At 58.0% G+C, this 25,511-nt stretch carries 28 protein-coding genes; 13 read left to right on the forward strand and 15 right to left on the reverse strand.

Annotation, left to right across the window (positions count from 1 at the left end; translation table 11 throughout):
* Positions 1 to 4: 4 nt before the first annotated feature.
* The 8 genes from EUU25_RS11760 to purE form a co-directional block, all read right to left on the reverse strand.
* Positions 5 to 217: a hypothetical protein gene (locus tag EUU25_RS11760; RefSeq protein WP_158901188.1), complete on the reverse strand. Its 213-nt coding sequence runs from the start codon at positions 215 to 217 to the stop codon at positions 5 to 7.
* Positions 210 to 2,978 carry an isoleucine--tRNA ligase gene (ileS, locus tag EUU25_RS11765; protein ID WP_158901190.1) on the reverse strand — a complete coding sequence of 923 codons (2,769 nt, stop codon included), beginning with the start codon at positions 2,976 to 2,978 and terminating at the stop codon, positions 210 to 212. Before ileS ends, EUU25_RS11760 begins: the two co-directional genes overlap by 8 nt.
* Before the next feature lie 65 nt (positions 2,979 to 3,043).
* Positions 3,044 to 4,033 (reverse strand): glycerophosphodiester phosphodiesterase family protein, encoded by a 990-nt coding sequence (locus EUU25_RS11770; protein WP_158901192.1) that lies wholly within the window; start codon positions 4,031 to 4,033, stop codon positions 3,044 to 3,046.
* Positions 4,034 to 4,128: 95 nt separating this feature from the next.
* Positions 4,129 to 5,055 carry a bifunctional riboflavin kinase/FAD synthetase gene (locus EUU25_RS11775; RefSeq protein WP_425505218.1) on the reverse strand — a complete coding sequence of 309 codons (927 nt, stop codon included), beginning with the start codon at positions 5,053 to 5,055 and terminating at the stop codon, positions 4,129 to 4,131.
* A gap of 2 nt (positions 5,056 to 5,057) precedes the next feature.
* Positions 5,058 to 6,245, reverse strand: a complete 1,188-nt coding sequence (locus tag EUU25_RS11780) for a dipeptidase (protein ID WP_158901196.1) — start codon at positions 6,243 to 6,245, stop codon at positions 5,058 to 5,060.
* Between the two features lie 24 nt (positions 6,246 to 6,269).
* Positions 6,270 to 6,761, reverse strand: coding sequence for a dihydrofolate reductase (locus EUU25_RS11785; RefSeq protein WP_158901198.1), 492 nt, complete (start codon positions 6,759 to 6,761; stop codon positions 6,270 to 6,272).
* 24 nt (positions 6,762 to 6,785) lie between these two features.
* Positions 6,786 to 7,856, reverse strand: a complete 1,071-nt coding sequence (locus tag EUU25_RS11790) for a 5-(carboxyamino)imidazole ribonucleotide synthase (RefSeq protein ID WP_158901200.1) — start codon at positions 7,854 to 7,856, stop codon at positions 6,786 to 6,788.
* The gene (purE, locus tag EUU25_RS11795) at positions 7,853 to 8,308 is read right to left on the reverse strand and encodes a 5-(carboxyamino)imidazole ribonucleotide mutase (RefSeq protein ID WP_158903366.1); all 456 of its coding nucleotides are present in this window, start codon (positions 8,306 to 8,308) and stop codon (positions 7,853 to 7,855) included. The genes EUU25_RS11790 and purE overlap by 4 nt, the downstream gene beginning before the upstream one ends.
* Before the next feature lie 230 nt (positions 8,309 to 8,538).
* On the opposite strand from purE, the gene EUU25_RS11800 reads away from it, so the two are divergent.
* Positions 8,539 to 9,132, forward strand: coding sequence for a GGDEF domain-containing protein (locus EUU25_RS11800; protein WP_158901202.1), 594 nt, complete (start codon positions 8,539 to 8,541; stop codon positions 9,130 to 9,132).
* Here EUU25_RS11800 and gpmA read toward each other — a convergent pair.
* The 4 genes from gpmA to EUU25_RS11820 form a co-directional block, all read right to left on the reverse strand.
* The gene (gpmA, locus tag EUU25_RS11805; protein WP_158901204.1) at positions 9,129 to 9,812 is read right to left on the reverse strand and encodes a 2,3-diphosphoglycerate-dependent phosphoglycerate mutase; all 684 of its coding nucleotides are present in this window, start codon (positions 9,810 to 9,812) and stop codon (positions 9,129 to 9,131) included. The genes EUU25_RS11800 and gpmA overlap by 4 nt on opposite strands.
* 68 nt (positions 9,813 to 9,880) lie before the next feature.
* Positions 9,881 to 10,336 carry a GNAT family N-acetyltransferase gene (locus tag EUU25_RS11810; RefSeq protein ID WP_158901206.1) on the reverse strand — a complete coding sequence of 152 codons (456 nt, stop codon included), beginning with the start codon at positions 10,334 to 10,336 and terminating at the stop codon, positions 9,881 to 9,883.
* A gap of 9 nt (positions 10,337 to 10,345) precedes the next feature.
* The gene (locus EUU25_RS11815; protein WP_158901208.1) at positions 10,346 to 11,482 is read right to left on the reverse strand and encodes a M14 family metallopeptidase; all 1,137 of its coding nucleotides are present in this window, start codon (positions 11,480 to 11,482) and stop codon (positions 10,346 to 10,348) included.
* A 13-nt stretch (positions 11,483 to 11,495) separates the two neighbouring features.
* On the reverse strand, positions 11,496 to 12,089 hold the full coding sequence (locus tag EUU25_RS11820; protein ID WP_158901210.1) for a DUF4136 domain-containing protein: 594 nt from the start codon (positions 12,087 to 12,089) through the stop codon (positions 11,496 to 11,498).
* 154 nt (positions 12,090 to 12,243) lie between these two features.
* Between EUU25_RS11820 and ykgO the strand changes: the two genes are divergently transcribed.
* The 6 genes from ykgO to EUU25_RS11850 all read left to right on the forward strand — a co-directional run bounded on the left by ykgO (position 12,244) and on the right by EUU25_RS11850 (position 17,242).
* A complete protein-coding gene (gene ykgO, locus EUU25_RS11825; protein ID WP_033920696.1) occupies positions 12,244 to 12,369 on the forward strand; it encodes a type B 50S ribosomal protein L36 in 126 nt (41 codons plus the stop codon).
* A gap of 96 nt (positions 12,370 to 12,465) precedes the next feature.
* Positions 12,466 to 13,086: an HAD family hydrolase gene (locus EUU25_RS11830; protein ID WP_158901212.1), complete on the forward strand. Its 621-nt coding sequence runs from the start codon at positions 12,466 to 12,468 to the stop codon at positions 13,084 to 13,086.
* A gap of 155 nt (positions 13,087 to 13,241) precedes the next feature.
* Complete coding sequence (gene sucC / locus EUU25_RS11835) at positions 13,242 to 14,450, forward strand: ADP-forming succinate--CoA ligase subunit beta (protein ID WP_158901214.1); 1,209 nt, start codon at positions 13,242 to 13,244, stop codon at positions 14,448 to 14,450.
* A gap of 127 nt (positions 14,451 to 14,577) precedes the next feature.
* Positions 14,578 to 15,324 carry an electron transfer flavoprotein subunit beta/FixA family protein gene (locus EUU25_RS11840; RefSeq protein WP_158901216.1) on the forward strand — a complete coding sequence of 249 codons (747 nt, stop codon included), beginning with the start codon at positions 14,578 to 14,580 and terminating at the stop codon, positions 15,322 to 15,324.
* Positions 15,321 to 16,250 (forward strand): electron transfer flavoprotein subunit alpha/FixB family protein, encoded by a 930-nt coding sequence (locus EUU25_RS11845; protein ID WP_158901218.1) that lies wholly within the window; start codon positions 15,321 to 15,323, stop codon positions 16,248 to 16,250. The genes EUU25_RS11840 and EUU25_RS11845 overlap by 4 nt, the downstream gene beginning before the upstream one ends.
* A 92-nt stretch (positions 16,251 to 16,342) precedes the next feature.
* Positions 16,343 to 17,242 (forward strand): energy transducer TonB, encoded by a 900-nt coding sequence (locus tag EUU25_RS11850; protein WP_222848789.1) that lies wholly within the window; start codon positions 16,343 to 16,345, stop codon positions 17,240 to 17,242.
* A gap of 49 nt (positions 17,243 to 17,291) precedes the next feature.
* Here the strand turns inward: EUU25_RS11850 and EUU25_RS11855 are convergent, their stop codons facing one another.
* Complete coding sequence (locus EUU25_RS11855; protein ID WP_222848790.1) at positions 17,292 to 18,188, reverse strand: energy transducer TonB; 897 nt, start codon at positions 18,186 to 18,188, stop codon at positions 17,292 to 17,294.
* Positions 18,189 to 18,259: 71 nt separating this feature from the next.
* On the opposite strand from EUU25_RS11855, the gene EUU25_RS11860 reads away from it, so the two are divergent.
* Complete coding sequence (locus EUU25_RS11860; protein WP_158901224.1) at positions 18,260 to 19,069, forward strand: transglutaminase-like domain-containing protein; 810 nt, start codon at positions 18,260 to 18,262, stop codon at positions 19,067 to 19,069.
* A gap of 4 nt (positions 19,070 to 19,073) precedes the next feature.
* On the opposite strand, the gene EUU25_RS11865 is transcribed toward EUU25_RS11860, so the two are convergent.
* Complete coding sequence (locus EUU25_RS11865; RefSeq protein WP_158901226.1) at positions 19,074 to 20,387, reverse strand: hypothetical protein; 1,314 nt, start codon at positions 20,385 to 20,387, stop codon at positions 19,074 to 19,076.
* Positions 20,384 to 21,604: a Na+/H+ antiporter NhaA gene (nhaA, locus tag EUU25_RS11870; RefSeq protein WP_158901228.1), complete on the reverse strand. Its 1,221-nt coding sequence runs from the start codon at positions 21,602 to 21,604 to the stop codon at positions 20,384 to 20,386. Before nhaA ends, EUU25_RS11865 begins: the two co-directional genes overlap by 4 nt.
* Positions 21,605 to 21,755: 151 nt before the next feature.
* On the opposite strand from nhaA, the gene EUU25_RS11875 reads away from it, so the two are divergent.
* The 5 genes from EUU25_RS11875 to EUU25_RS11895 are packed head-to-tail and all read left to right on the forward strand — an operon-like array spanning position 21,756 to position 25,507.
* A complete protein-coding gene (locus EUU25_RS11875; protein ID WP_158901230.1) occupies positions 21,756 to 22,226 on the forward strand; it encodes a response regulator transcription factor in 471 nt (156 codons plus the stop codon).
* A 50-nt stretch (positions 22,227 to 22,276) separates the two neighbouring features.
* Positions 22,277 to 22,615 carry a hypothetical protein gene (locus tag EUU25_RS11880; RefSeq protein ID WP_158901232.1) on the forward strand — a complete coding sequence of 113 codons (339 nt, stop codon included), beginning with the start codon at positions 22,277 to 22,279 and terminating at the stop codon, positions 22,613 to 22,615.
* Positions 22,616 to 22,645: 30 nt separating this feature from the next.
* A complete protein-coding gene (locus EUU25_RS11885; RefSeq protein WP_158901234.1) occupies positions 22,646 to 23,101 on the forward strand; it encodes a hypothetical protein in 456 nt (151 codons plus the stop codon).
* Complete coding sequence (locus EUU25_RS11890) at positions 23,098 to 24,486, forward strand: glycosyl transferase family protein (protein ID WP_158901236.1); 1,389 nt, start codon at positions 23,098 to 23,100, stop codon at positions 24,484 to 24,486. Before EUU25_RS11885 ends, EUU25_RS11890 begins: the two co-directional genes overlap by 4 nt.
* Before the next feature lies 1 nt (position 24,487).
* The gene (locus EUU25_RS11895; protein ID WP_158901238.1) at positions 24,488 to 25,507 is read left to right on the forward strand and encodes a hypothetical protein; all 1,020 of its coding nucleotides are present in this window, start codon (positions 24,488 to 24,490) and stop codon (positions 25,505 to 25,507) included.
* The last annotated feature ends 4 nt before the right edge of the window (positions 25,508 to 25,511 follow it).

A 25,511-nucleotide genomic window follows, 5' to 3' on the forward strand; every position in this document is an offset into this window, starting at 1 on the left:
TCCCTTAACGCGCGAACCTTAAGCCGTCACCCTCAAACCCCGCATCGTCACCCTGAACTTGTTTCAGGGTCTTAATTCTGCACCGTTGAAAGTAAGATCCTGAAACAATTTCAGGATGACGGCGAATGAGAAATCTTCGCGTCTTCGCGTCTTCGCGCGAACCAAATACATATTGTTCGCGCGAAGACGCGAAGACGCGAAGAAGATTTTCAGCCATTGACCACATCCTCGCACCGGGCGCAGAGTGCCCCGTCTTCGGTAACCTCGGGCAGATGCCGCCAGCAGCGCCCGCATTTATGGTTGGTGGTTTTCCGTGCAGCAGTTTCGGTGCCTTGATGAACGGCCGAAACGATAAAGACCTCGGCCAAATCGACATCGCCGAAATCACCATTGTAGGTGTATTCGACTTCCAGGCTTGAACCGACAATTTTTTCCCGGCGCATAGGTTCGATCTGTTCGGTGGCCACCATGCGTGCCGAACGGATGCTCTCCCATTTTGCGGCAAGCGTTTGGTCGGTCGCGGCAGGAACCTCCGGCCAATCCGAAAAATGCACGCTATCCACATCCGGACCAAAGCGGGTCTGCCACACTTCTTCGCTGGTAAAAACCAGCACAGGCGCGATGTATCGCACCAGTGCGTGGAACAGGATGTCGAGCACCGTGCGATAGGCCATCCGCTTGGGATCGGTCGGGGCATCGCAATAGAGGCAATCCTTGCGGATATCGAAGAAGAAGGCCGATAGGTCTTCATTGGCAAAATCGGTCAGCAGGCGCACATAGCTGTTGAAGTCGAAGTCATTGACCGCGACTTTCAGCTTCGCGTCCATATCGGCCAGCAGATGGAGCATGTAGCGCTCCAGTTCCGGCATGTCCGAAACGGCGACCTTTTCAGCATCCGAAAATCCGTCGAGCGCGCCGAGCAGATAGCGGAAGGTGTTGCGCAACTTGCGATACTGGTCCGACACGCCCTGCAAGATTTCCTTGCCGATCCGGTGGTCCTCGGTGAAATCCACGGTCAGCGCCCACAGCCGAAGTATGTCCGCGCCGCTATCGCGCATCAGGTCCAGCGGGTTGATCGTGTTGCCGAGCGACTTGGACATTTTCATGCCCTTTTGGTCCATCGTAAAGCCGTGTGTCAGCACCGCATTATATGGCGCACGCCCGCGCGTGCCGCAGCTTTGCAGCAGGCTCGACTGGAACCAGCCGCGATGCTGGTCGCTGCCTTCGAGATAGAGGTCGGCGGGCCATTGCAGGTCGGGCCAGCGACCGCTTTCCAGCGTAAACACATGCGTACAGCCCGAATCGAACCAGACGTCGAGAATGTCGGTGACGCGTTCATAATCGGCGACAGCGTAATCGCTGCCCAGATATTCCTGTGCGCGATCCTCGCTCCACGCATCCACGCCCGATTCCCGCACACCGGCGACAATCCGCGCATTGACGGCGGGGTCGTTGAGATATTGCCCCGTCTTCCGGTCGACAAACAAAGTGATCGGTACGCCCCACGCACGCTGACGGCTGAGCACCCAGTCGGGACGGCCTTCGACCATCGCGGTGATGCGGTTCTGTCCCTTTTCCGGCACCCAGCGTGTTTGCGAAATCGCGGTCATTGCCTTTTCGCGCAAGGTTCCATCCGGCATGGCCTTGTCCATCGGCACGAACCATTGCGGCGTGCAGCGGTAGATGACCTTGGCCTTCGACCGCCAGCTATGCGGGTAGCTGTGCTGGTAATCGGCAGACGCCGCAAGCAGCCCGCCCGCTTCACGCAGCGCCGAGCAGATGGGTCCGTCAGGCGCATTGAATTTGGGGTTGATGACGCTGCCCTCACCGCCCAGCCAGAGCCAGTCAGCGCGATATTTGCCGTCGCCCTCGACCGCAAAGACCGGATCGATACCATGCGCCTTGCACAAGTCGAAATCGTCCTCGCCATGGTCGGGCGACATATGGACCAAACCGGTACCGCTGTCCGTGGTAACAAAATCGCCGGGCAGCATGGGGCGGGGCTTGGCAAAGAAGCCGCCGAGATGGTGCATCGGGTGACGGACGATCGTTCCGGCTAGCATTGAGCCGGGGAAGTCGTTGACGATAACGTAGCCAAGTTTTTCGGTTGAATTGAGGCCCATCCGATGCGTCGCGTCATTAAACCGATCCGCAGCAATCAATAATGACGGTCCCTCACCGTCTAGTGGGGCCAATAAATTGTACTCAACATCAGGCCCATATGCGATCGCCTGATTAACCGGAATCGTCCAGGGCGTCGTCGTCCAGATCACCGCATGCGCGCCGACCAGTTCGGGGATCGGGCTTTCGACAATCTCGAACGCCACATCAATCTGGGTCGAGGTGATATCTTCATATTCCACCTCGGCCTCGGCCAAGGCGGTCTTTTCGACCGGCGACCACATGACGGGCTTGGCACCGCGATAAAGCTGGCCGCTTTCGGCGAACTTCAACAGTTCCGAAACGATGGTTGCCTCGGCCTGGAAATCCATGGTCAGATAGGGATTGTCCCAGTCACCGTTGATGCCCAGCCGCTTCAGCTGCTCGCGCTGGGTATCGACCCAATGCTGCGCATAGGCCCGGCATTCGGCGCGGAATTCGACCGGATCGACATCATCCTTGTTCAGCTTTTTCTTGCGATATTGTTCCTCGACCTTCCATTCGATGGGCAGACCGTGGCAATCCCAACCGGGAACATAGGGCGCATCCTTGCCGAGCAATGTCTGCGTCCGGACGACCGTATCTTTCAGGATATGGTTCAGCGCATGGCCGATATGCATGTCGCCATTTGCATAAGGCGGGCCGTCATGCAGGATGAACTTTTCACGGCCGCTACGGCGGTTGCGCAGCTCTTCATAGAGGCGCTGTTCCTGCCAACGGGCAAGGATCACCGGTTCCTTCTGCGGAAGGCCAGCCTTCATGGGGAAATCGGTCTTCGGCAGGAAGACGGTATCGCGATAGTCTATAGCTTCTGTCATGTCGAAAGCGCCCTTAGCGCAACAAATTGCCTTTCGTCACCCTCAACTTGTTTCGGGGTCCGATTTCACTTCTTCAGCGCGGGGCCAATGCCCCAAATATCCTCGATCCAGATATAGCCGTTAAAGGTTCCGGCAATCTTGCCGAGCTGGTGCACATCGGTCAGGCCTTCATTGGACTTCCCGCTTTCATAGGGGCCCATTACGATGACCTTTGCCCCCACCGATTCCATGCGGGCGATCAGGCGGTTGGGCCAGCCCCACATGATCCACTGGTAATTGATCGGAATGACGAGCACCCCATTGTGGCAGCTTTCCGGAATGACCCCGGTCCAGCCATAGGCGACATAATCCTTCGTGCATTTCTGCGCCTCGCCCTTCAGGTCGAAAGCCCAGTTTTTCGGCGCCAATTGGCGGATGCGGGTGACAGGGCCGGTTGCACCATAAAAGGCATCGCCCAATTTTTCGTAATCCCGGCCCGAGGCCTTCAAGATGGCAAAAAGCTGATCCGCTTCTCCTGCATCCTTGGATTTGAAATTGAACAGCAAAGGACGCGACGGCAGCGCGGCAAGCGCTTCCTCGACGGTCGGAATTTGCCCTACGCCCTTGCCGCGCAGCGGGAATGTCTTGCCGCCATCGGCCGTGTACCCATAACCAATGTCGAGCGCCTTGAGTTCGGCAAGTGTCAGATCGCGCGTCTCGCCCTTGCCATTGGTGCGGCAATCCACGGTCCAGTCATGGAACAGCACCATTTTGCCGTCCTTGGTCGGCGCGACATCAATTTCGACCAGATCGCCGCCCAATCCCGCCGCCATCTGAATCGACGGCACGGTGTTTTCAAACACCTCGTGATCGGGCGGGTTGATGAAGCGGGCGGTGCAGGTGTCGCGGCCAAAGGCGGCGCGCTTGTCATAGAGATGATAGACGCCGCGATGGGCAATCAATTTGGGTTTGCCGACAGGCGCAGGTGCAAGCCAGCTCGAATTCAGCAACGACAGCGCGACGAGGATAAGAGCAACAACCCCCAATATACGCTTTTTGGTACGGGATAGTTTCACCGTAAACTCCTCCCTTTATCCTTCTTCTTTGAGTCTTCGTGTCTTTGTGTGAGCAAAAATTATCTCACACGAAGGCACAAAGAACACAAAGATTATCAATTGCCCAATATTGCGCGTGCCTGATCACAATCCGCCTGCATTTGCGCCATCAGCGCGTCCATGCTGTCGAACTTGGCCTCCCCGCGAATATATGCATGAAATTCGACTTCTATTATTTGCCCGTACAAATCCTCCGAAAAATCGAAGAAATGTGGTTCCAGTAATTCCTTGGGCGGATCAAAGCTGGGGCGGATCCCGAGATTGGCAGCACCGTCGAGTACGCGACCGTCGGGCAAGCGGCCCTTGACCGCATATATGCCGTAACGCGGGCGCAGATAATGCGCCATGTCGATATTGGCGGTCGGAAAACCGAGCAGGCGGCCATTTTTATCGCCATGCTGCACCACGCCTTCGACGGCAAAGGGTCGGGTCAGCAGGCGGGTCGCCGTGGCGCAGTCGCCAGCGCGCAAGGCATCGCGAATGCGGCTGGAGGAAATGACGCCTTCCTTGTCCATCACCGGACCCATCGCCGTCGCGTGCAATCCGTGATCCGCTCCCAGCTCGCGCAGGACCTTTATGTTGCCGCCACGGCCTTTGCCAAAGGTGAAATCCTCACCCGTCACCACACCCGTCAACCCGAGCCGCTTCACCAGCAGTTCGACAATAAAATCCTGGGCGGTGGTCGCGGCCAGGGCAGCGTCAAAATCAAAGACCAGCATCGCATCCGCGCCCGCCACTTCGAAAAGCCGCTGCCGCTGGTCGAGGGTCGTCAACCTAAACCATGGCGCTTCAGGGGCAAAGAAACGCACAGGGTGCGGATCGAAGGTCGCGATAATGGCGGGCTTTCCGGCTGCTCTGGCCTGTGCAATCGCCTCGCCCGCTACGGCCTGATGGCCCAGATGGAAGCCGTCAAAATTGCCCAGCGCCATAATGGCACCACGCAAGGCATCGGGCATGACATCATGGGCAGACAGGCGCTTTATGGTCATGGTGTGGCGGGTAACTCTGCCAAGGGCTTCAGTCCGGCCTTGATGACGCGCAGCGCATTTTCACCCATTACCGCCCGAATTTCTTCAGCCGTGAAACCTTCATCCAGCAGGGCCTGCGTGACCTGCTCCAACTGGGATGTATCGAAGCGTACGGTAGTCGCCCCGTCATAGTCGGATCCCAGGGCAACATGGTCGATGCCAACCAGATCGCGCACATGCTTCATGGCTTTTGCGGCGGCGCGCGGGGATGTGTCGCAAATGGCGGCATCCCAATAGCCGATGCCGACGACCCCTCCGGTTTTCGCCACGCCGCGGATTTCATCGTCGGTCAGATTGCGGTTGACCTTGCACGTCGCCTGCACGCCGCCATGGCTGGACACCACGGGGCGCTTGGCCATGGCAAGTATCTCCGCGACGCCGGCATGCGACAGGTGGGCGATGTCGACGATCATGCCCCTGGCCTCCATCCACTTTACGACGTCGCGGCCAAAGGGTGTCAGCCCGCCTTTTTTCAGGCCATGCATCGATCCGGCCAGTTCATTGTCGAAAAAATGCGTCAATCCCGCCATGCGAAAACCGGCGGAGTAAAGGCGATTGAGATTGGACGCCTTGCCTTCCAGATTTTGCAGCCCCTCGATCGTCAGCATCGCACCGACAGGACGCGAGTCTTTCGACCGCAGCGCTAGCAGATTGTCGAGTTGCTCCGATGTGTTTACCGCCAGCAAGGCGCGCTTCGATTTCGCGACCGCTACATCCCGCTTATGCGCATGATATAACGAGCGCTCGACCAGCGAGTTCCACGTCTTCATCGGCTGCAACTGCGCAATGGTCAACAGGGTGATATTATCGCTGTCGGCGCCATTGCCGTCATAATTCTGGTTCTTGGGCGTCTTGCTGACCGACGAAAACAGCTGCAGCGCGACATTGCCATCCTGCAAGCGGGGGACGTCCATATGCCCGCGCGATGCACGGTCATTCAGGTCGCGGTTCCACATCAACGTATCGCTGTGCAGATCGACAATATTGAGTGTCTTGTGGAGCGCCTTGGCCTCTTCGCTCACCTTGATCAGCGGCTTGCCGTCAATCTGGTTCATCGCGCCTTCGACATAACCGGGGGCGACCCCGAAAAAGCCGATGGCGGCCGCGCCGATCAGTGCCAGCGGAATCCAGACCCGTTTACGCATTTTCTCTCCCCCCCCCCGAAAAAGTCAGACGCGCCGCACCAGCGTGACAAAGTCATGTGCGGGAACCTTGCCCTCTGCGGGATGGCTGTCGCGGGCGACCTCTTGCCAGTCCTTTGTATCAAATGCGGGCATCATCGTATCGCCCTCGGGCGTGATCGCGATTTCGGTGAGTTCGATACGGTCGGCCAGCGACAGGAACAGGTTATATATCTCGGCTCCGCCTATGACGCAGACATGGGGGCCATTGGCGCGCTTCAGTGCCTCTTCAACCGAATAGACCGGTTCTGCGCCTTCTTCTTCCCATGATTTGTCGCGGGTCAGCACAATATGGCGGCGGCCCTCAAGCAATCCGGGCAGGCTGTCGAAGGTCTTGCGGCCCATAATCATCGGGCGGCCTTTGGTGATCTGTTTAAAGCGGCGAAGGTCGGCCGGGATATGCCAAGGCATCCCGCCATCGCTCCCGATGACTCCATTGGCGGCGCGGGCGAGGACAAGGATGATTTCGGGGTGATTCATATCCCCCGCTTTGCCGACATTTGTTTATCTATACAAGCGGGTGACGTGACCAATTTTACGTCCTTCCCGTGCTTCCGCCTTGCCGTAGAGATGCAAGTTGGCCGCGGGGTCACCCAAAAGCTGTAACCAACGCTCGCCATCCTTGCCGATCAGGTTCTGCATTTCGACCCGCTCGGCAATTGTTGCCGTGCTGCCTAGGGGTAATCCGCAGATGGCGCGGATATGGTTTTCGAACTGGCTGGTCTCGGCGCCCTCGATTGTCCAGTGGCCGCTATTGTGGACGCGCGGGGCGATTTCGTTGAACAGCGGGCCTTCCCCGCTGGCAAAAAATTCCGCAGTGAATACGCCTACATATTCCAGAGCATCGGCCACCGCCGCCGCCATGACCCGTGCCGCCGCCTGCTGGCTTTCAATCAAGGGACCTGCAGGTAGGGTGGAGGTCGCCAAAATGCCGTTTTCATGCGCATTGCGCGGCGAATCCCAAAAGCGGATTTCGCCGTCGGCGCTGCGCACCAGCACCACCGAGAATTCGGCGTCGAACTGGACCATGGCCTCGGCGATCAGCGGCTGACCGCCCGCCCGCCGCCATGCGCTGGCGAGGTCGCTTTGCGCCGAAACGCGGACCTGGCCTTTGCCGTCATAGCCCATGCGGATTGTCTTCAATATCGCCGGTGTCCCCACAACGGCCACTGCATCTTCCACTTCGATTTCGGACCGCGCGACGGCAAAAGCAGCAGTTTCGCCGCCCAGTTTGCGCACGAATTCCTTTTCCTCGACTCGGTCCTGCGCCACTTCCAGCGCCTGGATCGGCGGGTGGATCGGGACGGTATGGGCGATTGATCTGAGCGGCTCCACCGGCACATTCTCAAATTCGAATGTGACGACATCGCACGCGTCGGCAAAGGCCTTGAGCGCAGCCAAGTCGTCATATTCCGCGATGGTGCAGTCAGCCGCCACTTCACAGGCCACATTATCGCCGGGCGGTGCGTAGATATGGCAGCGGTAGCCAAGCTGTGCCGCCGCCATCGCCAGCATGCGGCCCAACTGGCCGCCGCCCAATATGCCGATTGTCGAACCCGGGGGTAATGCGGTCATTCGGGTGTCTCGGCCACCGATGCGGTCTGCGCCGCGCGCCATGCGTCCAGCCGTTCGGCGAGCTCGCTATCTTCGTTGGCCAGCATCGCCGCTGCCAGAAGCGCCGCGTTTGTGGCGCCTGCCTTACCAATGGCAAGCGTGCCGACGGGAATTCCGGCGGGCATCTGCACAATCGACAGCAGACTATCCATACCGTCGAGGGCCTTGGACTGTACAGGTACCCCAAGAACCGGAAGGCGCGTCATGGATGCAGCCATGCCGGGCAAATGCGCTGCGCCGCCTGCCCCTGCGATAATGCATTTCAGACCGCGGGCCGCTGCACCCTTGGCATAATCGTAGAGGCGGTCAGGTGTGCGGTGGGCCGATACGACCTTACATTCATGCGGCACGTGCAATGCGGCCAGTGTCGCCGATGCTTCGCGCATCGTTTCCCAGTCCGAACGGCTGCCCATGATTATTCCGACTAGAGGTTGCGCTTCACTCACCTGTCGTTCCCCCGACCATAAGAAGCATCCGCCCTTAGCGTGGGAGCAACGCAACCGCAATTGTGAATGGACAGGACGTTTCGCAGCGGGCCGAGGTCCAAATAGGATGTAAACTCATGCTTTTTTGAGGGAAATTTGGTTGAGCGGAAAAACAATAAAAGATACCCCGGGTCGTGCAAATATCGGGGATTGCTCAATTGGACGAAAAAGCCCGCAATTTGACGGCGACAGGCGATTCAAGATCCGCGACTGATCTTGCGCGCGAAAATGCCGCATTGAAGGCGCGGGTCGCCGAACTGGAACGTCTGGTTGCCTGCGACACATTAACACCGCTTTTCAATCGCCGCCATTTCATGGAAGAATTGGACCGGTGGTGCTGGCGCGCGCATCGCTATGGCGGCCATTATGGCTTGCTCTACATCGACGTCGATAATCTGAAATCGGTCAATGATCGCCACGGCCATCTTGCGGGCGATGTTCTGCTGACCAGCATTGCCAAAGCCCTATTGGGCACGGTCCGCCGTTCCGACCTGATCGCGCGGATTGGTGGCGACGAGTTTGCGATATTGCTCGACAATATTCAGGAAAACGAGCTTGCCCGCAAAGCGGATCGCGTGGCGGCAATGGTCGGAAAGCTCAAGATTCCGCACGATGGCGCACAACTGGCACCCAGCATTTCAGCAGGTTATGCCGTCATAGAACCGGGGGTTAAGCCGTCCGAACTGCTGCTGCGTGCCGACCGTTCCATGTATGCGGCCAAGCAGGCCAAAGAAGGCGGACGCGCCGATTAGCGGTCGGACAAATAATAGCGCTCGCCTTGCAGCGCGGCGTCAAGTTCATATACGATCGGCTGCCCCGTCGGTATTTCAAGCCCGGTGATATCCTCGTCCGAAATACCGGACAGATGCTTGACCAATGCCCGTAAGCTATTGCCATGCGCAGAAATGAGCACTGTCTTGTTGGCTTTCAATTCCGGCACAATGGCGCTTTCCCAATAGGGAAGAACGCGCGCGATCGTGTCTTTCAGGCTTTCGGTATTCGGGATGGCGATACCCGCATAGCGCGGGTCAGACGACAGGTCATAGGCGGAACCGGCCTCCAGTGGTGGCGGCGGAATATCGAAACTGCGACGCCAGATATGCACTTGATCCTCACCATGTTTGGCGGCAGTCTCTGCCTTGTCGAGGCCCGTCAATCCGCCATAATGGCGTTCGTTCAATTGCCAGTTTTTGGTCACCGGAACCCAAAGCCGACCCATGGCTTCCAGCGCCAGATTGAGCGTTTTGATCGCGCGGGTCTGGACGCTGGTGAAAGCGACGTCGGGGGTAATGCCCTTTTCCTTCATCAACTCGCCGGCTGCCCAAGCTTCCGCTGCACCCTTTTCGGTTACGTCGACATCCCACCAGCCGGTGAAACGGTTTTCCAGATTCCACTGTGACTGGCCGTGACGGATGAGGATGAGTTTGGGCATAGATGATCCTTCGGTCTTGATTCGGTTCTGCCTCTAGCGTCGGGGGATGCAAGGCACAATCATGCCGATCAAAGCGACAAGGTCATGAAACGGCTGAACGGATCTTCGACATAGTCCCCGAAGGGTGGGCAATATTCGAAGCCGTGCGCCTGATACATGCCGATAGCGGGGACAAAAGCCTCGGATGAACCTGTCTCCAGACTCAAGCGCTGATATCCACGCTCCCTTGCTTCCGAGATGATGTGCGTCAGCATCGCGGCCCCCGCACCCTTGCGCAAATGGTCGGCATGGGTGCGCATCGATTTGATTTCGCCATGATCGGGCGACAATTCTTTCAAGGCGCCGCACCCCATCAAAGCGTCATCGTCCCACACGGACCAAAAGGTCACGTCGGGCGCGTTGAGCCCGTCAAAATCGAGGAAATGGCAACTGTCCGCAGGCGAATTTGCCAGCATGCCGGCAAAATGGGTTTCGAGAAGGCTGCGAATTTCAGGACCGGAAAGATCGTCTTCGATGATCCGCATTGCCAATGGTCACACCATTTCCGCCAGAGTTGCCAGACATTCCCGCGCGAGCAATTTGCACCGTTCGGGCGACCAGCCCTGTTCGGGATCATTGCCGTGGACGGTATCCTTATAAGGCATCTCCAGCGTCATCGACACACAGCCATGGCTTTTGCCGAAACGTTCCGCGAGCTGATTGGTAGACATGGTCAGATTGGCTTTGCCCGGTGCGGCAATTGAATAACCCAATTTGGTTTGGAAGTCCGGCGTGCGGTCCGCAAGGCGGTGGATATAGCGTTTATACCGCTCGCCCTGATCATCGGTCCAGGACGGAATTCCTTCAAAACCAGCCATGAAGGCTGCCGGAATCGCCTCATCACCATGGATATCCATGGCCCAGTGCACGCCACTTTCGTCCATGGCGTTCCGGATTCCCAAAACCTCCGGACTTTTTTCAAGGCTCGGCGTAGCCCATTCGCGGTTCAGGTTCACACCGGCATAGTTTGTACGCAAATGCCCGCGGCAACTGCCATCCGGATTCGCGTTCGGAACAATGTGAAGGCGGCATTTTTCGAGCAGGACCCGCGTATGCGGGTTGCTCAAATCGGTCAGCATGTCCAGCGCACCTTCCATCCACCACTCGGCCTGGCTTTCGCCGGGATGCTGACGTGCATAGAGCCAGACCTGAATATCCCCCGAGCCCATTTCGAGGCAATCGATCGGCTGTCCTTCCAGACTATGGCCGAGGCAGCGATAGGTGACGCCTTCGCATCCCGCTGTTTCCGAGACCAGATCATGGTGGCGTTCCATGCTGTACGGCGCAAAATAGGCAAACCAGACAATTGCGCTCGCCGGTGTATAGCGGATAGTCAGCGTCCCGCCATCTTCACCCTTGTCATAGCTGCTGTCTGCGCGGCCCCAATAGTCCCGGTCTTCGGAGACGCAGGCGCGATAATCGGGCCAGCCACCGGGATAGGCACTGCCCTCCAGTCCGGTGATCCGCAGCGTCAGTTCTTCACCGGCCGTGCAGGCGACGCGGAAGTGGAACCATTGGGCAAATTCCGATTCCCGGTCTTTGCGGATCGAGAGATTGGCGGAATTTTCCTGAATGGAATGAACGATGATATTGCCGCTATCGAACGCAGCATTGATGTCGGTGATGGGCATAGATGTTCCTTGATTATGGAACGCGGATAGTCTCACCGGACACACCGGGGAAGCCCTTAAACATCGCTTCCGCCAATTTTGCAGCCGCGATGCCCGGCTGGGCTGCAGGCGAACCGACTTTCGCAATCTGGCTTGCTTTGCCTTCCCAGATGACGAGTTTGTCGCTGCGCCGCAGGAGGCGCACCGCAAGTGTCGTTTCGACCTGTGCGGAGGCGCCCCCGCCCAGATTGATGCCGACGCCGACGCCTAATCCCGAACCAAAGCTGCCCGTCGAACCGCCCACACCTACGGAAACAGGCGAGCGGCGTTCGCGTTCGAGCGTGACGACCCCGTAGCGGATTTCAGCCACGATATCGGAATCGGCATTTTTTTCGGAGTAGCCGACACGCTGCAATTCCCGCGCGACCGCCGCCAGATAGGGGGACGCCGCGAGGCTTTGGCCCTGATCGGTTTCACCCGCCAAAACCACTGAAACGGATCCAGTGCCATAAACGACACCTTCGGATGCACGGTTGAATCGGGTAACCTCGACGGGGCCGGTCGGTACAACGCAGGCAGACAGCAGCGCCAGCGACAGCAGGGGTAAAAGGCGATTTCGTGTATTCATGATGCACTCCTTACGCCGCGCATCCTTGATGGCAAGCGATGTATGGCGAATGAATCCGCAAAAATCGGCCAATGATGCTTGACTTTGACCGGTGTCGCCCATAGGAGCGCGCCTTCATTTAAAGCTTTATGCACAGAAAAACGGGTTAATTCCGATGAAGATCGTCAATTCTTTGAAGTCACTCAAGGGCCGCCACCGCGATAACCGCGTGATTCGCCGTCGTGGCCGCGTCTATGTGATCAACAAGACCAACCGTCGCTTCAAGGCGCGTCAGGGCTGAATTGGTCCTGCCTGCACCGCGCAGGCAGATGGTTCCAGCAAAACGCCGCTCCGAATCCGATTCGTGGGCGGCTTTTTTGTGCCTGAAATCTAGGGAATGGCGAATATGACACAGATTTCAACGGTAGTTTTTGATGTTGGCCGGGTGCTGTTCGAATGGGATTTGCGGCATTTGTTCGCCAAGCTCATCCCCGATTCGGAGGAACTCGACTGGTTTCTGGCGCATGTCGTGACGCCCGAATGGCATTTCCAGCATGATGCCGGCCGTCCTTTGGCGGACATGACGGCGGAGCTGACTACGCAATATCCGCACTATGGCCCCTTGATTGAAGCGTACCGCACGCGGTTCAACGAAACGATTCCCGGACCCGTACCCGGTTCGTTGGACATCGTGCATGACTTGGCCGCGCAAGACGTGCCACTGTTCGCCATTACCAATTTCGGAGCCGAGTTCTGGGATATGTTCCGGCCCACACAGCCGATCTTCGACCTATTTGGCGACATCGTCGTTTCTGGGGTCGAAAAACTCGCGAAACCTGATCCGGCAATTTATGCGCTCGCACTGGAACGCTTTGGCCTACAGCCGGGTGAAGCAATCTTCGTCGACGACAATCATGCCAATGTCGTCAGCGCGCGAGCCAACGGCTTTGCCGCGCATCATTTCACCGATGCCGGCACACTCCGAGCCGAACTGGTGGGCTTGGGGCTATTGCAATGAATAGGTGTCGATAGAGCCGACCAACCATGATGCCTTGAGCCGTAGCGGCGCAGGCATGTGCCATTAGAAAAACTTGTGTGCCAAACCCTTCCATTCCCTGCTTGTCTGTGCTTTAGAGCCTGCGACTCTGCCACCTGGAAGGACGCATTTTTCCCATGAATATCCATGAATATCAGGCCAAGGAACTGTTGGCGAAATTCGGTGTCGCGGTGCCCAAGGGCATTGCCGCCATGTCGGTCGAAGAAGCCGTCGCCGCCGCTAAGCAACTTCCGGGTCCTCTCTATGTCGTTAAATCGCAGATTCATGCGGGCGGACGCGGCAAGGGCAAGTTCAAGGAACTGGGTCCGGATGCCAAGGGCGGTGTCCGTCTGGCGTTCAATCTGGATGAGGTTGAAGCCCATGCCAAGGACATGCTCGGCAATACGCTGGTGACCGTGCAAACCGGCGAAGCGGGCAAACAGGTCAACCGTTTGTACATCACCGATGGCGCCGACATTAAGCAGGAATTCTATCTGGCGCTGCTCGTTGACCGTGCCACCAGCCGCATCGCGGTGGTCGCATCGACCGAAGGCGGGATGAACATCGAAGATGTCGCACATGACACACCTGAAAAGATCCACACCATCACCATCGACCCCGCCTCTGGTCTGATGCCCCATCATGGCCGCAGCGTCGCCAAGGCGCTTGGCCTGACCGGCGATCTGGCCAAGCAGGCGCAGACCGTTCTTGCTGGTCTCTATGCTGCGTTCATCGGCACCGATGCCGAGCAGATCGAGATCAATCCCTTGGCAGTGTGCGAAGGTGCCAATGGCGACGAACTTCTGGTTCTGGACGCCAAGGTCGGCTTTGATGGCAACGCCATGTTCCGCCACAAGGATCTGGCCGAACTGCGCGACTTGACCGAAGAAGACCCCGCCGAGGTTGAAGCTTCCGAATATGACCTCGCCTATATCAAGCTCGACGGAAACATCGGCTGCATGGTCAATGGTGCCGGTCTTGCGATGGCAACAATGGACATCATCAAGCTGAACGGCGAATTCCCCGCCAACTTCCTCGACGTTGGCGGCGGCGCTTCCAAGGAAAAGGTAACGGCAGCGTTCAAGATCATTCTGAAGGATCCTGCTGTAAAGGGCATTCTCGTCAATATCTTCGGCGGTATCATGAAATGCGACATCATTGCGGACGGTATCGTCGCCGCCGCGAAGGAAGTGAACCTCTCGGTTCCGCTCGTCGTCCGCCTCGAAGGCACCAATGTGCAGCAGGGCAAAGACATACTTGCCAATAGCGGCCTTCCCATCGTTTCGGCCAATGATCTGGGCGACGCAGCGGAGAAGATCGTGGCGCAGGTGCGCAAGGCGGCTTGATCGCCGCCAAACCGCATTTGAATGGAAAGATAAGAGGCCACTTGACGTTCACGTAAACGTCAAGCATAGGCGCAACAGATTTGGCGGGCATTCACTCGTCATGTGAGTCGGTAAGGAAGGATGAGCTATGAAAATCATCGTCCCCGTAAAGCGGGTCATCGATTATAATGTGAAGCCGCGGGTAAAGCCCGATGGCAGCGGCGTCGACTTGGCGAACGTGAAAATGAGCATGAACCCGTTTGACGAAATCGCGGTCGAAGAAGCTCTTCGTTTGCGCGAAAAGGGCGTAGCGACCGAAGTTATCGCTGTGTCGGTCGGTCCGGACAAGGCGCAAGAAACCTTGCGCACCGCGCTCGCCATGGGTGCAGACCGTGCGATCCTGGTAGTTGCTGAAGATGTCGAGCCTCTGGGCGTTGCCAAAATCCTCGCCAAGATCATGGACGAAGAGCAACCCGGCCTTGTCATTTTAGGCAAGCAGGCGATTGACGACGACAGCAACCAGACCGGCCAGATGCTGGCCGCGCTGACCGGCCGTCCGCAGGGCACCTTTGCAAGCAAGGTCGAAGTCAGCGGCGATACGGTCAGCGTAACCCGCGAAGTCGACGGCGGACTGGAGACTGTCAGCCTGAAGACCCCGGCGATTGTCACCACCGACTTGCGCCTGAACGAACCACGCTATGCGTCGTTGCCGAATATCATGAAGGCTAAGTCCAAGCCGCTCGCGCAGAAAACCCCTGCCGATTATGGCGTCGACGTCGCTCCGCGGCTGAAGACCCTGAAAGTCACCGAACCGCCTGTACGTAGCGCCGGTATCAAGGTTGCCGATGTCGACGCGCTGGTCGCGAAACTCAAGGAAATGGGAGTAGCAGCATGAGCATCCTCGTTTTTGTAGAGCATGATAATGCGTCGTTGAAGGACGCAACGCTGGCTGCGGTAACCGCCGCGGCCAAGCTGGGCGAAGTCCATGCGCTGGTCGCAGGTTCCGGCTGCGGCGCCGTGGCTGAAGAAGCTGCAAAGATTGCAGGCGTCACCAAGGTCCATGTTGCCGACGACGCGGCTTATGCCAACCAGCTTGCCGAAAATGTCGCGCCGCTGATTGCGGGCATGGCTGATCATCATGACGCTTTTGTCTTTCCGGCAACGTCGAACGGCAAGAACATCGCCCCGCGCGTGGCGGCCCTGCTCGACGTGATGCAGATCAGCGATATCCTCTCGGTCGAAAGCGCCGATACCTTCACGCGCCCGATTTATGCCGGCAACGCGATTGCCACTGTGCAGTCATCGGATGCCAAGAAGGTCATCACCGTGCGCGGCACCGCCTTTGCTAAGGCAGACGCTACCGGTGGTTCGGCAGCAATCGAAGCCGTATCGGGCAGCGGTGATGCCGGTATCTCGACCTTTGTTTCGGCCGAGATCGCCAAGCAGGAACGCCCTGAACTGACATCGGCCAAGATCATCGTATCTGGCGGCCGTGCGCTCAAGGACTCGGCGACCTTCAACGAAGTCATCCTGCCGCTGGCCGACAAACTCGGCGCAGGCGTCGGCGCCAGCCGCGCAGCTGTTGATGCGGGCTATGTCCCCAACGACTATCAGGTCGGCCAAACCGGCAAGATTGTCGCACCAGAAGTCTATATCGCGGTCGGCATCTCCGGCGCGATCCAGCATCTGGCAGGCATGAAGGATTCCAAGGTGATCGTTGCGATCAACAAGGACGAAGATGCCCCCATCTTCCAGGTCGCCGACATCGGTCTTGTGGCCGACCTTTACACCGCGGTGCCGGAGTTGGTCAGCAAACTCTGATTTTTTATGTTCTGCGATGAATTGAACGGGGTGGCCAGAAATGGCCGCCCCTTTTTATTGCGCCTGTCCCGCGACTCCGATAGCTTCTTGCTATGCTTCGAAAAATCTCCACCTCGCTCGTGCTTTTCGCTTACGCAACGTCAGCCATGGCCGATACGCCCAAGGGGCCGCTAAGCTTGAAACCGACATCCGCGTGGCATGTCGACTATGCCGATGACCGCTGCCGCCTGGCGCGGCAGTTCGGGGCAGGCGACGACCTGGTCTTTGCCTTTTTCGACCGCTATGGCCCGGAGGAATCCTTCCGCCTGACCCTCGCCGGAAAGCCGATGCGCGTTTCGTTGGATCAAGGTGAGGCTTCCGTACAATTCGGGCCCGCCGAAGGCGAACAGAAATTTGCCTTTTTCAAAGGCAATCTCGCCGAACGAACAGCGATCGTCTTTTCGAGCGGAGAGCGGATCGGGCCGGTGACGTTTGATGAGCGCCAAAGGCTGGACCGTGCAAAGCCTGAAGACCCCCGAATAGTCGAGCCGATCAGCGCGGAGCGGAAAAAGGCCGTTCGCTTTTTGAAAATCGGAAGACCGCTGCGCAACGAGGTCATTCTCGAAACAGGCTCCATGAACGGACCGCTGAAAGCGCTCGACACCTGCATCGATAATCTGATGACGGTCTGGGGGATTGATGTGGAACGGCACAGGACGTTGACCCGGTCGGTTCGTCCTGCCAACAATCCCGGCCAGTGGATCGTTGCCGCAGACTATCCGTTAAACATGCTTTCGGCGGGGCAACCTGCGATCATAGAATTCCGGCTGAGCGTTGGTGCAGACGGCAAGGCAACATCCTGCCACATCCAGTCCACGACCCGGCCCAAGGAGTTCGACGCAGCCGTCTGCAAATCAGTCATGCGCCGTGCGCAATTTGTGCCCGCCTTGGATCGCGATGGAAAAGCTCTCGCATCCTTTTACCGCAATCGCGTGCGCTTCCAGATTCCTTGATTTTAGAATATCCAAGTCAAACCGCGATCGATAATAGTAGACGCGTGTTTCAGTCGGGCAGGCTCCAACGAACCCGGTTGATATAGTGCGACGCCGTTGCGGTTCCATCAGCTGCAATTGCGGGTTTAAATTTCGCGCGCTTCATCATGAGGCGGCAAGTGTGTTGATCTAATTTCGGCGTCTTGCTTGAAATGATCACAAGGCATTTGGTTGGCAATCCTGCTGCATCGATATCGAGCTTGAAGGAGACAATACCCGAAATCCCGTCACGTAGCATGTCATCGGGATAATCGAGTATGTTAGCCCATTCTTCAGGGTTCATTCTCGGTTCGGCTAAAGACACAAGAGATCGCATCTGCGGGCCATCAATCCCCCAACCTTTCAACAAATCGTCATGGCAAGTTTCCATCGCTTTGAGCGCCGCCGGAAAATCGTCTATCTTGAGTTTGACGCGGTAATTTTCATCCGACGTCACAAACAGTTCCTGGTTCTTGGGACCGGCCAAAATGGGTATCAGATCTCCATCATACCAGCGCAGAATCCGTTCTTTGCGGTTTGGGATATCTCTATTTTCGCCCTTAAAACTTTGCGTAGAGTTTTGGGGAGAGATGGTGATCTCGATATCAACGCCCGTCGACTGCTTCGGGATGGAAACGCCTGCGAGCATAATATCGTAATTCGTGAATGATGTACCCCTCGCCAGCCGGAACAGGATCAAGTCCTGGTCGGTGCCAAAATTTCGGGTCAGCCGACACTCGCGCTCCGCATATTCAACCTTCCATTGCGAAGTCGGGCGCAATGCTTCCAAGGCAACAGCCTGGGTCTGGGCCTGTGCGACTGAAAAGGCGACGGCACCCGTAATCCAAGACGCAAGAAGCATCTGAACTATTGTTCTAGCGATCATAAACATGCTCCAAATAGCCCATTGCCGCATTGCCTTCGACATTATGAGGGCCTCCTAATCTACTTATGATGACTCCCCTTGCGCGCCAAGGTTAAATACCCGAAGGGCGGCGCATGACCACTCTCGCGATCATCGCCACGCTTAACTACCATCTCCCACAGGCCGCCGATGTGTTGCTTGCCGTGGAGGCGATTCCGATGGCGGACCAGCGTTTGCTGGCCGACCTCCTGAAGGTCAAAGGCGATTGTTCGCCGTTGACAACGATAGAAGGGATGGACGGTCTTGGCCGCAGGACATGGCTGCATGCGGAAGGGCGGATCGACATTGTCTATACCGCAACAGTCGCCATCGATCGCGCGCCGATGGCCATTGCCGGACTGGATACGGTTCCGCATGCCGAACTGCCGCCTGCCTATATCCAATATCTGATGCCCAGCCGCTATTGCCCGTCCGACCGGCACGAAAATTTCGTCACCACGCGATTCGACGGCAAAAGCAAAGGCGACCGGATCCTGCAGATGGCGGACTGGATTTATACGAATATCGAATATGCGCCGGGCTTTTCGGGCACGGGGTCGACCGCGACCGATACCTTCATTTCGCATCGCGGTGTCTGCCGCGATTTTGCCCATCTGCTCATTGCCTTTGCCCGCGCGGCAGATGTGCCTGCGCGTATGGTATCCTGCTATGGTCTGGGCATAGATCCGCCCGATTTTCACGCCGTCGTCGAAGTCTATCTGGAGGGGCGCTGGCATCTGATTGATCCGACTCGCCTTGCGCCGGAAGAGCATCTGGTTCGCATTGCTGTCGGACGTGATGCCACCGATATCAGCTTCATGACCATCTTCGGAACCGCCAACCTGATTTCGCAAAGCGTGAAGGTTGAGGAAAGCGGTGCGGGATCCGGCGATACCTCTTCTTGAGGCACTAGGGCAGCAAGTCCGCCGGTTGCGTCGGTTCGCTCAAGATTTTTTCCATCCGTCGCCAGCGTGTAGCCGAGTCCGGATTTCCCCGCTCGACATAGTTGCGCACCAGATCTTTGCCCCAGCCATAGTTGATAACATAGCTGCGATAATGGTCGGTGAAGCCCACGGACTGTTCGGCCCGGGCGGGCGAGAGCAGCAGATATTTCTGGGTGAGGCCCAAGGCTTGGGTGCGATCTATCTCTCCATCAAGATACATTTTGGCGATGGTTAGCCGCGCGCCGGACAAGGCTTCGGTCATTTGTTGCATTTTCCAAAAGGCTTCGGCCGTTTTGGGGTCAAGCCCGGCGAGAGGATACAGAACATCCCGCTCGAATGCCAAGCGTTCCGGCCCCGGAAAAGCGAGGTCGATGCCATAATTAGCGCTACCTTCGGACAGGACGCTGGTTGGGCTATAGAGCGGGTTGACCTCATATTCGTTCCACCCCTTGGCACGGGCCAGACGTTCTTCCACCAGCAAATTGAGCACATGGTGGCCTGGATATCCCTCGTGACAGCCAAGGTCGACGGCACGGCTGATCCGGATGGGCAGGTCGGTGTTGATCTGGATCAGGCTCTTATAATTGCCCTTGTAATAATTATAGCCCGACCATGTCTTGCCGGTCACAAATTCCATTGTGAAAGTTTCGCCCGTGGGCAACGCGATATGCTGCGCAGTTCGACGCTTGCATTCGGCGATTGCAGCGTCGAACACCGGCTGCAGCTTGTCTTTCGGGATAATGTAGCGGTCATTGAACGCATCGACACGCGACGCCAAGGTCCCGTCTCCGGGGATCAGCTTTTCCAGATCGGCCAAAAGCGCGTCATAATGCGCAAGAGGCTTGAGATCGGGAATGGTCGCAAATTGTCCCTTGGCTTCATCATTGAACCGGAACTTCTTTCCTTGCAGCATTTGGAGACGCGTTTCCGCCGCGACCAGCATTCCCCTCAGCGCAACGGCCCGGCGACGTTGGGCGTCGCTCTTGATGGACGGCAAAGCCTGATCGATCTTCACAGTCAACGCACGCGCGTCGGCCAACAAGGCATCAAGACTCCGCGGGTTAGCCTTCGCCGCCTCTTGCAGGGCGGCCGGGCCATAATAGGCATCGACATATTCCGCCTCATGCGTGCCGGCTTCCAGTGTTAGTTTGATATAGGCATCCGCGATTTCGCTAATGGCCGTGCTGGTCGCTACGGGCGACGCTATCGGCTGGGTGCTAGTGGACGCACATGCCGGAATGACCAGCATCAGCGGCAGAAGCAGGGCGCGATATTTCATTCGGATTCTCCGGATTTGCTGAATTTGGGGGCCGCGAAGCGTAACAGGGCGTAGCCGCAGATGGCCGACAAAAGCGAGCCCATCAACACCCCGATTTTAACCGCATCTCCTTGGGCGGGATCAGTAAAGGCGAGGCCGCCGATAAAGAGGCTCATCGTGAAACCGATGCCGCACAGCAGGGCGACACCATAGACTTGCGTCCAGTTAGCGTCCTTGGGTCTTATGGCAATCCCCAGCTTTACCGCCAACCACACGCTGCCAAATATGCCCAATTGCTTGCCGACGAATAGGCCGAGGGCGATACCCAAAGGCAAGGGTGCCATAAGCGAAGCAAGTGTCACCTCATCCAGCGAAACGCCGGCATTGGCGAAGCCGAATATGGGCACAATCGCAAAAGCCACCGGTTTTGCCAGTGCATGTTCCAACCGGTGCAAAGCCGAATCCTCTGCATCGGGTGCAGCCAATGTACGCCGGAACGGTATGGCGAAGGCGGCAAGAACGCCCGCAATGGTGGCATGCACACCGGACAGCAGGGTCGCGTACCACAGCAATGCCGCTAGTATCAGATAGGGCCAAAGCGCATTCACCTTGAACCGGTTGAGCGCCAGCATGGCCAGCCACAGAACGAGGGCGGCCAGAAGCGCCGTCAGGTTCAACTCGGCGGTATAGAAAAGCGCAATGATCGCCACCGCACCCATGTCGTCGACAATCGCCACGGTCGTCAGAAACAGTTTGAGCGAAGCAGGTGCCCGGCTGCCCAAAAGGGCAAGCACGCCAATGGCAAAAGCGATATCTGTCGCGGCCGGTATCGCCCAACCGCGCACGAGCTGCGGGTCGCTTCCCGCAAAGCCGAGATAGATTGCCGCTGGGACAATCATGCCGGCTGCGGCAGAGATAACGGGAAGTCGTCGATCCGACCAGGTTGCCAGATGCCCGTCGACAAATTCACGTTTGATTTCCAAGCCGACGAGCAGGAAGAAAATCGCCATCAGTCCGTCATTGATCCACAGATGGACCGTCATCGGGCCCAGCTTGGGCGTCAGCTCCGGGCCGACAACGGCATGGATGAGATGGAAATAATCTTCGGCGAAGGCGGTATTGGCAACAAGCATCGCCAACGCCGCCGCCACCATCAGCAATATCCCGCCGGCAGCTTCGCTGGCGAGAAACTCCCGCAGTGCGGAACGCCCGCTGCTCTTTTGATCGCGCTTTGTCACTGCCTATGCCTATGCAATTCCCGCCCCTGCTTGGCAAGCTAATCGGCCAGAATCACGCAATTTCCTTGCTTTTTAGCTTTTACATAGTTTAGCTATGTTAAATGGCTAAATTGATGAAACATCTCCCTTTTTTTATATCAGGATTGCCGAGGTGACACACCCTTCACGCGCTGATTTGTCAGATGGGCAGAAACAATGCCTCCGGCTTGTAGGTCAACATCTGACGTCCAAGGAAATCGCCCGTAAACTCGGCATCTCCCATTTCACCGTTGACCAAAGGCTGGATTCAGCCCGGCGCAAGCTGAATGCGCACAGCCGGAAGGATGCCGTCCGCATTTTCATGGCCATGGAACAGGAAAGTCTATCCGAGCCGCTCGTATACGAACCGTCGGATATTGCTGCGGAGCGTGAAGTCCATATGCAGAACCCACCGCCCGAGGGGAGGACAGGGATATTTGCCTTTGCGGCATCACGGATATCCGTGCCGCCGATTGGGGGGAAACGGCATCATCTGCCGAAAAGGGAAATATTGGTTCAATCGCTCAACATCGCATTTTTCAGCACGCTCCTGATTGCTTTGGTCGTCATCATCCTCACCGGAACACTTCGCTTGTTTCGATAGGACGTCTCCAACAGGTGCTGCGATGCCGGGCATGACATGGGAGAATGTTCATGGTGAAATATGACATCCGGTCTGCGCAGCAACTTGCCGCCGATATCCGGTCCGCACATGGCGCGATCGACGCCGCACTTGCCGATCTGGCGACGCTAACCTGTTCGGTCATCAACACGTGCCGGTCATCGGATGCCGCTCCCGCAGAGACGCAGGCAGCCATCGAGAAGATCACGGCGGGCCTCGTGAAAATGGTGGATGCACGCGATGGATTTGTGCGTGCCCACCGCGAAATTGCCATCGCGCAAAGCAAGAGCAACTTGAAGGAAACCAATTTCGGCTGTGTCGGAACCGGTCCCCTGACCGCGCCCGCCGGTCTGCACGTGGTCGGCAGCTAAGCCAGCCGAACCGCGTCCCGTTTCCGGCCCATGGACATATTGCAGGCAACATTTCTGGGCGGCCTCTTTCTGTGTCTTGCGTACGCCGCGCGGTTCGGCGGTCGCACGGGACGGGCTGGCGCCGTGATATTTGCCGCAGCAACATTTTTCACGGCGCTTGGCGCAGCGGCCAAACCGGATTGGGCGGGCACCTCCTATGCCGTTTTGGCGACGGATGCCGCATGCCTAATCGCCCTCGTCCTTCTGGCATGCAACAGCAGCCGCTATTGGCCGATTTGGGCAACCGGATTCCAGATCGTGGCGGTTGCGACCCATGTCGCGACCCTATGGATCCCGGACATTGTGCCGATAGCCTATCAGGCTCTGCTATCTTTCTGGAGCATTCCGATACTCGGCGTGATGGTGGCGGGGACATGGCTCGATATGGTGCAGCCGGATGTTATGCGTTCTCCGGGTCCGGCGACCCAAAAGGGCAAAGGCCCATGACGCCGCTTTTCAGCTGGATACAGCATTTGCAGCATGAATTGCTTCTGTTCGGTGCCTTCTGGTTTCTGGTCGGTGCAGTCGACGATCTGTGCATTGACCTGCTGTGGTTCGGGCACCGGATGCGGTCGTTCCTGCGCCGGTCCGGCAGGCAAGAGGACCGTGCCGCGCCGCTGGATGACCATGGATCGTTGATGGCCATCTTCGTTCCCGCATGGGCCGAGGAGGCGGTTATCGGGACGATGCTGCTGCATTGCCTCACCGCTTGGAGAGACAGCCCATGCCGCTTTCGCATTTATGTGGGATGCTACCCCAATGACCGGGATACGGTTCTCCGTATTCTGGAAGTTTCGCGAACCGCGCTTCAGATCCGTCCCGTGTTGCTGCCGCATAAAGGGCCGACGACGAAGGCCGACTGCCTCAATCATCTTTGGGCTGCGCTATTGGCCGATGAAATTGCGGAAGGTTTCAGCACAAAGGCCATCATCCTGCACGACGCGGAAGACGCCGTGCACCCGGGCGAGCTTGACCTGTTCCATCGTCTGATCCCGCACTATGCCGCCGTGCAACTGCCCGTGATCCCCGTTCGGGCGCCCGGATCGCGCTGGGTGAGCGGCCATTATTGCGACGAATTTGCTGAATCGCATGGCAAGACCATGGTCGTGCGGCAGGCCCTTGGCGCGCATCTCCCGCTTGCAGGGGTCGGCTGCGCCATTGATCGACATATGCTGGAGCGCATCGCGGGTCAGGCAAATGGCCAGCCATTTGACCAAAGCAGCCTGACCGAGGATTATGAGTTAGGGCTGACAATAGGCAGGCTGGGCGGCCGGACGATCATGGCCCGGACACGCGGACGCGATGGGCAGTTGATTGGAACGCGATCCTGCTTTCCGGCCACCTTGTCGACATCCGTCCGGCAGAAGACACGATGGCTTACCGGCATCGCCTTTGCAGGCTGGGACCGGCTGCGCTGGAACGGCGGTCTGGCCCAGAAATGGATGCTGCTGCACGACCGGCGCTCGATCTTCGCCGCAGCCGTGATGCTTGCCGCCTATCTGGGAATGGCGGTGGCGGGCTTCACAGCGTTACTGGGGAAGGCGCATTATCTCGAACCAGAGCCGATCTCGGCTTCGCTGACATCGCTGCTCATTCTGAATTCCCTTTTCCTTTTCTGGCGACTGGCCATCCGTGCCGCTTTTGTGGCTTCGGTCTATGGACCTGCCGAGGCCATGCTCTCTATTCCGCGCAGTCTGGTGGGCAATATGATCGCCATCTTGTCGGCTCGCAAAGCCGCTTTTGGCTATCTACGCCACTGCCTTGGCGCACCTCTTTCCTGGGACAAGACCGAGCATCTGGTCGTCCCCGTGCCGCAACATTTGCAGGTCTGACATGCGCGGACGTCAGTTCGGATTTCTGGCCCTGTTGGCCGGGTTCTGGTGTGCGGGCCGGATTATGACCGCGCAATCCGTTCCCGCATCGCAGCAAGCGCCCAAACTCAAGACGGTCGCTGCACAGTCCCCATCGACGACAACCCCGCAACAGCTCCACCGCGCCACGCCCACACCCTCTCCGGAGCGCATAGCCCGATCTGCAGGGCATCGCCTGCCGGTCACACCGATCTCGGCCTTGTCACCGATATCGGCGCATATCATCCCGCCATCGACAGCGTTGGTAACGGCACAAGCAACAACCCCATGGCAAGGCCCCGCGACATCATTCGCTCCCACCGCGCCATCGGGGAATACACAGGTAGAGCAGCCACGCGTGCTACATGTCTACGGCTACAGCTTTTTCCGCAAGGCATCCGCTTCCGGCCTGACCGCTCCCGGGGCGCAATATGGCGGCAGCCAGAGCGGATTTGTTGCGACATGGGACATTGTTCCGCCGCGCCGAGGCCGCGACATGTTCCGCATTGCCCTTTTGGCGCGCGCGGCGATTGCGCATGGCAAAACGCCCGACCGTGAGCTTTCCGCCGGTATCCGTTTGCAGCCGCTGCCCCGCTTGCCCGTTTCGCTTTCGGTCGAACGCCGTTTCCGGCCTACGCGCGCCGATGCCAATGCCGCTTATCTTGCAGGGGGCACATCGCTTGCCCTGCCCCGTGCCTTTCGGATGGACGCCTTTGCGCAGGCCGGAATAGTTTCGGGACCTGCGGCAGGTCCCTTTTTCGATTTTTCCGCGCAAGCGGACCGCAAATTTGTTCAATATCGAACAGGCACAGCGCGGGCCGGAGCCGGCCTGTGGGGCGGCGGCCAAAGCGGTGTGTTCCGTATTGATGTCGGCCCGACGGTGCGCACCGACATCGCAATCGCCAGAACAAATCTGCGCCTTAGTGCCGATTGGCGCATCCGCATTGCGGGCGACGCTGCACCTGCCAGCGGACCGGCGATGACATTGTCCACCAGTTTCTGAGCGG

The organism is Sphingorhabdus lacus, assembly GCF_009768975.1.
GTDB classification, from domain to species: Bacteria; Pseudomonadota; Alphaproteobacteria; order Sphingomonadales; family Sphingomonadaceae; genus Sphingorhabdus_B; species Sphingorhabdus_B lacus.

Bases quoted from the DNA above. Each gene is read 5' to 3' on its own strand.
- EUU25_RS11885 (WP_158901234.1), top strand. From the start codon at position 22,646: ATGGACATATTGCAGGCAACATTTCTGGGCGGCCTCTTTCTGTGTCTT.
- EUU25_RS11850 (WP_222848789.1), top strand. From the start codon at position 16,343: ATGCTTCGAAAAATCTCCACCTCGCTCGTGCTTTTCGCTTACGCAACG.
- ileS (WP_158901190.1), bottom strand. From the start codon at position 2,978: ATGACAGAAGCTATAGACTATCGCGATACCGTCTTCCTGCCGAAGACC.
- EUU25_RS11785 (WP_158901198.1), bottom strand. From the start codon at position 6,761: ATGAATCACCCCGAAATCATCCTTGTCCTCGCCCGCGCCGCCAATGGA.
- EUU25_RS11860 (WP_158901224.1), top strand. From the start codon at position 18,260: ATGACCACTCTCGCGATCATCGCCACGCTTAACTACCATCTCCCACAG.
- sucC (WP_158901214.1), top strand. From the start codon at position 13,242: ATGAATATCCATGAATATCAGGCCAAGGAACTGTTGGCGAAATTCGGT.
- EUU25_RS11810 (WP_158901206.1), bottom strand. From the start codon at position 10,336: ATGCGGATCATCGAAGACGATCTTTCCGGTCCTGAAATTCGCAGCCTT.
- EUU25_RS11790 (WP_158901200.1), bottom strand. From the start codon at position 7,856: ATGACCGCATTACCCCCGGGTTCGACAATCGGCATATTGGGCGGCGGC.
- EUU25_RS11780 (WP_158901196.1), bottom strand. From the start codon at position 6,245: ATGCGTAAACGGGTCTGGATTCCGCTGGCACTGATCGGCGCGGCCGCC.
- EUU25_RS11895 (WP_158901238.1), top strand. From the start codon at position 24,488: ATGCGCGGACGTCAGTTCGGATTTCTGGCCCTGTTGGCCGGGTTCTGG.
- EUU25_RS11865 (WP_158901226.1), bottom strand. From the start codon at position 20,387: ATGAAATATCGCGCCCTGCTTCTGCCGCTGATGCTGGTCATTCCGGCA.
- purE (WP_158903366.1), bottom strand. From the start codon at position 8,308: ATGGGCAGCCGTTCGGACTGGGAAACGATGCGCGAAGCATCGGCGACA.
- EUU25_RS11820 (WP_158901210.1), bottom strand. From the start codon at position 12,089: ATGAATACACGAAATCGCCTTTTACCCCTGCTGTCGCTGGCGCTGCTG.
- ykgO (WP_033920696.1), top strand. From the start codon at position 12,244: ATGAAGATCGTCAATTCTTTGAAGTCACTCAAGGGCCGCCACCGCGAT.
- EUU25_RS11855 (WP_222848790.1), bottom strand. From the start codon at position 18,188: ATGTCGAAGGCAATGCGGCAATGGGCTATTTGGAGCATGTTTATGATC.
- EUU25_RS11840 (WP_158901216.1), top strand. From the start codon at position 14,578: ATGAAAATCATCGTCCCCGTAAAGCGGGTCATCGATTATAATGTGAAG.
- EUU25_RS11880 (WP_158901232.1), top strand. From the start codon at position 22,277: ATGGTGAAATATGACATCCGGTCTGCGCAGCAACTTGCCGCCGATATC.
- EUU25_RS11815 (WP_158901208.1), bottom strand. From the start codon at position 11,482: ATGCCCATCACCGACATCAATGCTGCGTTCGATAGCGGCAATATCATC.
- EUU25_RS11760 (WP_158901188.1), bottom strand. From the start codon at position 217: ATGGCTGAAAATCTTCTTCGCGTCTTCGCGTCTTCGCGCGAACAATAT.
- EUU25_RS11830 (WP_158901212.1), top strand. From the start codon at position 12,466: ATGGCGAATATGACACAGATTTCAACGGTAGTTTTTGATGTTGGCCGG.
- gpmA (WP_158901204.1), bottom strand. From the start codon at position 9,812: ATGCCCAAACTCATCCTCATCCGTCACGGCCAGTCACAGTGGAATCTG.
- EUU25_RS11890 (WP_158901236.1), top strand. From the start codon at position 23,098: ATGACGCCGCTTTTCAGCTGGATACAGCATTTGCAGCATGAATTGCTT.
- EUU25_RS11845 (WP_158901218.1), top strand. From the start codon at position 15,321: ATGAGCATCCTCGTTTTTGTAGAGCATGATAATGCGTCGTTGAAGGAC.